Here is a 7,954-nt window from a genome sequence, read left to right on the forward strand (position 1 = left end):
GTCGCCGCGACCCCCAGCGGCGGCTGGCTGCAGTCCAACCCGGTGGTCCCCGAGCTCGGCTTCCCGCTCGGCTCACGCCTTCAGATGGCCTGGCTCGACGAGGGCCTGCCCAACTCCCTCACCCCCGGCGCGCGTCCGCGCACCACCCTCACGCCCTCCCTCGCCCTGAAGGACGGCGTGCCGGTGCTGGCCTTCGGGACGCCCGGCGGCGACCAGCAGGACCAGTGGCAGCTGCACTTCTTCCTGGCGGTCGCACTGCGCGGCTCGGTACGTGGCGGACTCGACCTCCAGGGCGCGGTCGACGCCCCGAACTGGCACAACGACTCGTTCCCCAGCTCCTTCTACCCGCGCGCCATGCGCCCGGGCTCGGTGACCGTCGAATCGCGCATCGGCGAGGACGTCATCGAGGAGCTGCGCCGCCGCGGCCACGACGTGACGGTCGGCGACGCCTGGTCGGAGGGGCGGCTGTGCGCGGTCGCCCGCGACCCGCGCACAGGCGTGCTGAGCGCCGCCGCGAACCCGCGCGGGATGCAGGGGTACGCGGTCGGGCGCTGAGCCCACGTACGACAGAGGGGCCTCTCCGGTACTCGCCGGAGAGGCCCCTCTGTCATGCGTCATGCGTCGTGCTGTGCGCCTACTGCTCGTCGTCGGGCAGGGTGATCACCCAGCGGCTGTCCTGCCGCGGGCGGAGGTAGAACAGCCAGTACAGACAGGCCGTGGCGATCACACCTCCGGTGATCAGCAGGTCCTGCGCGGTCTGCTGCGTCAGTACGTACGCCAGTACGGCGATCAGCGCCACCGGCACCACGGGCCACAGCGGCATCCGCCACACCTTGCGCCCCTCAGCGGGCGTACGGCGGGCCGCGAGCGCCCCCACGGCCACCACCAGGTACAGGGCGGCCACGGCGACGCCGGTGACGCCGCTCAGCGTCTCCACGGGGACGAAGCAGAGGACGGCGCCGGGGACGCCCACCAGCAGCGTCGCCACCCAGGGGGCCCCGTACCGCTTGCTGAGCGTGGAGAACGCGCGGTTGACCGGCTCGGGCCAGGCGCGGTCGCGGGCGGACGCGTACAGGACGCGGGAGTTCTGGATCACCATCACGATGCCCGCGTTGATGATCGCCAGCGCGATGCACAGGCTGATGAAGGTGCCGACGGTGCTGTTGCTCCACTGCTCCACCATCGCGGCGAGATTGCCCTCGCTCAGCGTCGCCAGATCGGGCGCGCCCAGGGTGATCGCGATGGTCGGCACCAGGATGACCAGGGCGCCGATGGCCAGGGTCCACATGACCGTGCGCGGGACCGTACGGTGCGGCTGCTCCATCTCCTCGGAGAGGTAGACGGCGGTCGAGAAGCCCTGGAGGACGAAGAGCGCGAGGGCGAGCCCGGCGATGACGGCGGCCGCGGTGAGCGGACTCGTACTGCTGCCCGAACCGACGACCGGGTCGACGAGCACGGACGCGGGCCGCGAGACATGGCTGAAGCCGAGGAAGGCCACGGCGGCGGCCGCGACCACTTCGAGCACCAGGAAGATGCCGGTGATCCAGGCGTTGGCCCGCAGGTCGAAGAGGCCCACGACGGTGGCGAGGAGCATCACACCGGCGCCCGCGAGCTGACCGTCGATGTGCACGATCGGGGCGAGGTACTCGGCGGTACCCAGCGCGATGATCGGCGGCACGATCATGACGACGATCAGCGAGAGGACGAAGACCAGCCAGCCCGCCATCCGCCCGAGCAGCGTGCCGACCATGGCGTACTCGCCGCCGGCACTCGGGACGAGGGTGCCGAGCTCGGAGTAGCAGAACGCCACGGCGATGCAGAGCACGGCGGCGATGGCGATGGTCAGTGCGGTGCCGGTACCCAGATCGGCGAAGAACGGCGGGACGATCACGAAGAGCGTCGAGGCGGGAGTCAGGCAGGACAGGGTCAGCAGAGTGCCGCCGACGACCCCGATGGAACGGGTGAGCGTACGGGGGCGGCCCTCGGCCTCTCCTACGGCCACCGGTGAGGCAGGCGGCCGGAGCGTGTCGGTCATGCGGGGAATCCGATCTGGGTGGTGCTGGGGAAGGGGGCTATCGCCTCCGGGTCGCGTGCGGTGTTGCGGTGTTAACGGGCATCAAACGGGCGGCGACAAGACCGCGTCAAGATCCCCCTGTCGACGGAATCCGCACCGCTTGCCCGCTGGACCGGCCGTAACCATCGCCATGTGACGCTTGTCGCAACGGATTTCGCCAGGTGCTCCATCCGTAGCGGAGAGCGGAAAACTCACCCGCATCTTTCTCTGTCAGCGGGCCGTGCTGAGATGGGGGACATGATCAGTGAACTGCTCGCCGAGAACCTGTCCGAGGTCGAATCAGCGGTGGACGAGGCGGTCCGCAGGGCGGCCGCCGTCGAGATCATGCCGCGCTGGCGGCAGCTCGCCGCGCACGAGATCACCCAGAAGACCGGCCCGCACGACCTGGTGACCGTCGCCGACCGCGGCGCCGAGGACCATCTGACGGCAGCCCTGACGGCGCTCCTGCCCGGCTCGGTGGTCGTGGGCGAGGAGGCGGTGTCCGCCGACCCCTCGTCGTACGACGCCCTGCGCGGTGACGTCCCGGTCTGGATCGTCGACCCGATCGACGGCACCCGCCAGTTCGTCCGCGGCGAACCGGGCTTCTGCACGCTGGTGGCGCTGGCGCACCGGGGCGAGCTGCTGGCGTCCTGGACGTACGCCGCCGCCCTCGACGAGATGGCGGTCGCGGTACGGGGCCGGGGCGCGCGCCTCAACGGCGTACCGCTGCACGCGGGCGCACCAGCGCCCGGTGCGGACCTCAAGATCGCCCAGTCCCACCCGGACTTCACCACGGACGAGCAGAAGCGCTCCCTGCTGGCCCTGCGGACGGAGGGGATCCAGGCCCGCCCGTGCGGCTCCGCGGGCCTGGAGTACCTGGCCATCGCCCGCGGCACCCTGGACGCGGTCGCGTTCAACTGGGAGCTGGCATGGGACCACGCGGCGGGCATGCTCCTGGTGGAGGAGGCGGGTGGCGCGCACCTGACGCTGACCGGTGAGCCGTTCCGTATCACCGGTGGGAACGCCATGCCGTTCACGGCGGCCAGGGACGAGGCCACGGCGCGGCGGGTGGCGGGGATCCTGGCGGGCGGCTGAGGGATCCCGCCCCGTCCATCAGTCCAGTACCGCGCGTACCTCCTTCACCAGGTCGGCAGCTGTCTCGACCGCCGCCGGATCCAGGCCCGTCAGGGCTGCCGTGGCCCGTGCCGTGAAGTCCGGCGGGGTGTGGGGGAGGGCTGCCGTGGCCGCCAGGGCGCCCTTCTCGTTGAGGCACCAGGTGCGGTGGTGGGCGTGCAGCGACTGGGCCAGGATGCCGATGGCCCGGGACAGGCACAGCGACACATGCAGTACGTCGCCGCCGCCCGCCGACTTGCGCGCTGCCGCCACGGAGAATTCCGCCTCCCAGGACGCGTCGCACAGCGCTTTGCGCAACGGCTCCGGATAGGTTCCGGTCTCGGTCCTGAGAGCCGTCAACTCGCCCTGAGGATCGGACAGTACGCGGCCCAGTGCCACTTCGCCCGCGTACGCCGGCGACCAGAAGCCCAGCGGGTGGCCCGGCTGGATGCCCACCTCGTAACGGCCCTCCTCGCACTGCGACCAGACCCGCTCCACGCGGTCCAGGTCACGCAGGATCCAGTCCACCGCGACGCCGTTCACCCGCAGCCAGGCGCCGCCGTCGACCCAGGGGCCCCAGCCGCCCGGGCCCGCGACCTCGACCGGCTCGTCGGCGAACTCCGCCGCCAGGGCCGTGAGTGCGGGGAGGTCGGGGGCGCCGCGGTAGTAGAGGCCGAGATCCCAGTCCGAGTCGGGGCGGTGGGCGCCCCGCGCGCGGCTGCCGCCGAGTGCCACCGCACGGATCGAGGGGAGCGCGGTGAGGCGGTCGGCCATGGACGCGACGGTGGACTTCATGGGGCGTGAGGCTACCGGCGCAGGGGTTGTCAGTGCCTGGGAATATCCTGGGGCCCTGGCCAACGGCTGACGAAGGAGTCCCAAGGTGCCGTCGATGCTCGATGCAGTCGTCGTGGGGGCGGGGCCCAATGGACTGACCGCTGCCGTGGAGCTCGCCCGGAGGGGGTTCTCGGTCGAGGTCTTCGAGGCCCTCGACACGATCGGCGGTGGCGCGCGGACCGAGGAGCTGACGCTGCCCGGGTTCCGCCACGACCCGTGTTCGGCCGCGCATCCGCTCGGCACGGGATCGCCGGTCTTCAAGACCATGCCCCTGGAGCGGTACGGCCTGCAGTGGCTGCACGCCGAACTGCCCATGGCGCACCCCTTCGACGACGGTACGGCCGCGGTGCTCGCGCGGTCGGTGGCCGAGACCGCCGCGTCCTTCGGGCCGCGGGACGCGGGCGCCTACCGGCGGCTCGTCGCCCCGTTCCTGGGGAAGTGGGACACCCTCGCCCGCGACTTCATGTCGCTGCCGTCGACCGCCCTGCCGCGCGACCCGCTCACGCTCGCCCGATTCGGACTCGCGGGACTGCCGCCTTCGACCTGGCTGATGAAGCGGTTCCGTGACGACCGGGCGCGCGCGCTGTTCGCCGGTCTGGTCGCCCATGTCATCGCCCCGCTGAGCGGATTCGCCACCGGAGCCGTCGGGTTGGTCTTCGCGCTGGCCGCGCACGAGGGCGGCTGGCCGGTTGCGCGCGGCGGCTCGCAGTCGATCACGGACGCGCTGGCCGGCTATCTGCGGGACCTCGGAGGCGTGGTGCACACCGGATTCGAGGTGAAGCGCCTCGACGACCTGCCGCCCGCGCGCGCGTACATCTTCGACACCTCGCCGACCGCCGTCGCCAGGATCGCGGACCTCGGGCGGGCGTACGAGCACTACCGGTACGGCGCGAGCGTCTTCAAGATCGATTACGCGATGGACGGGCCCGTGCCCTGGACGGCCAAGGAACCGCGGCACGCGGGGACGGTACAGATCGGACCCGGCAGCCGGGACATCGGCACCGCGCTGAAGCAGGCCGCGGGCGGTACCGCCCCCGAGTCACCGTTCCTCATCACCGTCCAGCCGAGCCTCGTCGACCCCTCCCGTGCCCCCGAGGGCAAGCAGGTCTTCTGGGCTTACGGACACGTCCCCAACGGCTGGCAGGGCGACCTCACCGACGCCGTGGAGCGCCAACTCGAGCGTTTCGCACCGGGCTTCCGCGATCTGGTCCTCGCCCGTGCCACGGCGGGCCCGCCCGAGTTCGCCGCCCGCAACGCCAACTACGTGGGCGGGGACATCGCTTGCGGCGCCGCCACCGGACTGCAGCTGCTCCTGCGCTCCAAGATGTCGCTTTCGCCGTACACCACCTCCCACCCCGCTGTCTTCCTCTGCTCGTCCGCGACCCCGCCGGGCCCCGGCGTCCATGGCATGTCCGGGCACAATGCGGCGAAGGCCGTCTGGCGGCGTCTGCGCCAGGCATGATGAGCCCCATGACGGTCATCACGCTCGTGCGCGGCTCCATCACCGACCAGCAGGTCGACGCGATCGTCAACGCCGCCAACTCCTCGCTCCTGGGCGGCGGAGGGGTCGACGGCGCGATCCACCGCCAGGGCGGCCCCGAGATCCTGGATGCCTGCCGGGCGCTGCGCGCCTCGCACTACGGCAAGGGACTGCCGACGGGACAGGCCGTCGCGACGACCGCGGGCAAGCTCGACGCCCAGTGGGTCATCCACACCGTCGGACCCGTCTGGTCGGGGCGCGACGACCGCTCCGCGCTGCTCGCCTCCTGCTACCGCGAGGCGCTGAAGGTGGCGGCCGGGCTGGGAGCGAAGACCGTCGCCTTCCCCGCCGTCTCCACCGGGATCTTCGGCTGGCCGATGGACGACGGCGCGCGCATCGCCATCCGTACGGTGAAGGAGAGCGCGACCGCGCCGGTCGAGGAGGTCCGCTTCGTACTCTTCGACGAATACGCGTTCGGGGAGTTCGCCGAGGCCCTGGCAGCTCAGGGCTGATGTCGGATTCTCGCCAGCCGAAGCGGCTCCGGTGCCTGATGCTTGAACCATGCACACCGACACCGAGCGCTGCGTACGCGCCGTCCAGTCGAAGGACGCCCGCTTCGACGGCTGGTTCTTCACTGCCGTCCTGACGACCAGGATCTACTGCCGGCCCAGCTGCCCGGTCGTGCCGCCCAAGGTCGAGAACATGACCTTCTATCCCAGCGCCGCCGCCTGCCAGCAGGCCGGATTCCGGGCCTGCAAGCGCTGCCGGCCCGACACCAGCCCCGGCTCGCCCGAGTGGAACGCCCGCGCCGATTCGGTCGCCCGCGCGATGCGCCTGATCCGGGACGGGGTGGTGGACCGTGAAGGGGTACCGGGCCTCGCCGCCCGCCTCGGCTACTCCACCCGCCAGATCGAGCGCCAGCTCCTGGCCGAACTGGGCGCGGGACCGCTCGCCCTGGCCCGCGCCCAACGCGCCCAGACGGCACGCCTGTTGATCGAGACGACCCCGCTGCCCATGGCGGAGGTCGCCTTCGCCTCCGGCTTCTCCTCGATCCGTACCTTCAACGACACGGTCCGCGAGGTCTTCGCCCTGGCCCCCGGCGAGCTCCGCACCCGGGCCGCGCGCGGCATCGCGGCCCAGACCCCGGGCGCGATCTCGCTCCGTCTCCCGTACCGCGCCCCGCTCAACCCCGACAACCTCTTCGGCCATCTCGCGGCGACCGGCGTCCCCGGCGTGGAGGAGTGGCGCGACGGCGCGTACCGCCGCACGCTCTCGCTCCCGTACGGGCACGGAATCGTGGCGCTCGCCCCGGCAGCCGACCACATCGCCTGCGTGCTCTCCCTCACCGACCTGCGCGATCTGACCATCGCGATCAGCCGCTGCCGCTGGATGCTTGACCTCGACGCCGACCCGGTCGCCGTCGACGACCAGCTCCGTACGGACCCCCTGCTCGCCCCGCTCGTCGACAAGGCCCCGGGCCGCCGGGTGCCGCGTACCGTCGACGCGGCGGAATTCGCGGTACGCGCCGTGCTCGGCCAGCAGGTGTCGACGGCCGCCGCCCGTACGCACGCGGCCCGGCTGGTCACCGCACACGGGGTGCCGGTGGACGACCCGGCGGGCGGCCTCACCCACCTCTTCCCCACCTCCGGGGCGCTGGCCGCGCTGGACCCCGAGGCCCTGGCCCTGCCGCGCAGCCGCCGCACGACGCTGACCACGCTGGTCGGCGCGCTCGCGGACGGCTCGCTGCGACTGGGCATGGACAGCGACTGGGACAAGGCCCGCGCCCAGCTGATGGAACTGCCCGGCTTCGGCCCCTGGACGGTGGAGGTCATCGCGATGCGGGCGCTGGGCGATCCGGACGCGTTCCTGCCGTCGGACCTGGGAATCCGCCGTGCGGCGGGCGGTCTCGGCCTGCCGGCGACGCCGGCGGCACTGACCGCGCGGGCGGCTGCGTGGCGGCCGTGGCGGGCGTATGCCGTGCAGTACCTGTGGGCCACGGAGTCCCACCCCATCAACCACCTTCCGGCGTAAGGGAGTTCAGTGATGCCCGACAAGCAGCACACGATCGTTGAGAGCCCGTACGGCCCGCTGACCCTCGTCGCGACGGACGGGGTCCTGAGCGGTCTCTATATGACCGCGCAGCGCCACCGCCCGCCGGAGGTGACCTTCGGGGTGCCGGACGCGAGCCCCTTCGGGGAGACGGTCCGGCAGCTGGAGGCCTATTTCGAGGGCGGGTTGAAGGAGTTCACCCTGCCGATGCGGCTGGCGGGGACGGAATTCCAGCGCAGCGTCTGGGAGCAGTTGCAGCTGATCCCGTACGGGGAGACACGGACGTACGGCGAGCTGGCCGAGGCGCTGGGGAAGCCGGGGGCTTCGAGGGCGGTGGGCCTCGCGAACGGCAAGAACCCGATCGGGATCATCGTGCCGTGCCACCGGGTGATCGGGTCGACGGGGAGCCTGACGGGGTACGGGGG

8 protein-coding genes are annotated in these 7,954 nt (G+C 72.1%); 6 read left to right on the forward strand and 2 right to left on the reverse strand.

From position 1 onward, the window contains the following. Positions 1 to 555 (forward strand): gamma-glutamyltransferase (locus J0695_RS33435; RefSeq protein WP_206968523.1); only part of this gene is annotated, 555 nt, incomplete at its 5' end. Positions 556 to 634: 79 nt separating this feature from the next. On the opposite strand, the gene J0695_RS33440 is transcribed toward J0695_RS33435, so the two are convergent. Beyond that, positions 635 to 2,035 (reverse strand): APC family permease, encoded by a 1,401-nt coding sequence (locus J0695_RS33440; RefSeq protein ID WP_206968524.1) that lies wholly within the window; start codon positions 2,033 to 2,035, stop codon positions 635 to 637. Positions 2,036 to 2,302: 267 nt separating this feature from the next. On the opposite strand from J0695_RS33440, the gene J0695_RS33445 reads away from it, so the two are divergent. Then, positions 2,303 to 3,148 carry an inositol monophosphatase family protein gene (locus J0695_RS33445; protein WP_206968525.1) on the forward strand — a complete coding sequence of 282 codons (846 nt, stop codon included), beginning with the start codon at positions 2,303 to 2,305 and terminating at the stop codon, positions 3,146 to 3,148. An 18-nt stretch (positions 3,149 to 3,166) separates the two neighbouring features. Here J0695_RS33445 and J0695_RS33450 read toward each other — a convergent pair whose 3' ends face one another. Continuing rightward, the gene (locus tag J0695_RS33450) at positions 3,167 to 3,961 is read right to left on the reverse strand and encodes a nucleotidyltransferase domain-containing protein (RefSeq protein ID WP_206968526.1); all 795 of its coding nucleotides are present in this window, start codon (positions 3,959 to 3,961) and stop codon (positions 3,167 to 3,169) included. 85 nt (positions 3,962 to 4,046) lie between these two features. Between J0695_RS33450 and J0695_RS33455 the strand changes: the two genes are divergently transcribed. The 4 genes from J0695_RS33455 to J0695_RS33470 form a co-directional block, all read left to right on the forward strand. Beyond that, positions 4,047 to 5,462: a phytoene desaturase family protein gene (locus tag J0695_RS33455; RefSeq protein WP_206968527.1), complete on the forward strand. Its 1,416-nt coding sequence runs from the start codon at positions 4,047 to 4,049 to the stop codon at positions 5,460 to 5,462. An 8-nt stretch (positions 5,463 to 5,470) separates the two neighbouring features. Then, on the forward strand, positions 5,471 to 5,992 hold the full coding sequence (locus J0695_RS33460) for an O-acetyl-ADP-ribose deacetylase (RefSeq protein ID WP_372445860.1): 522 nt from the start codon (positions 5,471 to 5,473) through the stop codon (positions 5,990 to 5,992). A 49-nt stretch (positions 5,993 to 6,041) separates the two neighbouring features. Continuing rightward, complete coding sequence (locus tag J0695_RS33465; protein ID WP_206968529.1) at positions 6,042 to 7,511, forward strand: AlkA N-terminal domain-containing protein; 1,470 nt, start codon at positions 6,042 to 6,044, stop codon at positions 7,509 to 7,511. 12 nt (positions 7,512 to 7,523) lie between these two features. After that, on the forward strand, positions 7,524 to 7,954 hold a 431-nt coding region (locus J0695_RS33470), incomplete at its 3' end, for a methylated-DNA--[protein]-cysteine S-methyltransferase (protein ID WP_206968530.1).

It is taken from the genome of Streptomyces beijiangensis (assembly GCF_017315755.1).
In the GTDB taxonomy this organism is placed as follows: Bacteria; Actinomycetota; Actinomycetes; order Streptomycetales; family Streptomycetaceae; genus Streptomyces; species Streptomyces beijiangensis.

Excerpts from the sequence above, each read along its gene's own strand:
- J0695_RS33440 (WP_206968524.1), bottom strand. The coding sequence starts at position 2,035 with ATGACCGACACGCTCCGGCCGCCTGCCTCACCGGTGGCCGTAGGAGAG.
- J0695_RS33460 (WP_372445860.1), top strand. The coding sequence starts at position 5,471 with ATGACGGTCATCACGCTCGTGCGCGGCTCCATCACCGACCAGCAGGTC.
- J0695_RS33450 (WP_206968526.1), bottom strand. The coding sequence starts at position 3,961 with ATGAAGTCCACCGTCGCGTCCATGGCCGACCGCCTCACCGCGCTCCCC.
- J0695_RS33465 (WP_206968529.1), top strand. The coding sequence starts at position 6,042 with ATGCACACCGACACCGAGCGCTGCGTACGCGCCGTCCAGTCGAAGGAC.
- J0695_RS33445 (WP_206968525.1), top strand. The coding sequence starts at position 2,303 with ATGGGGGACATGATCAGTGAACTGCTCGCCGAGAACCTGTCCGAGGTC.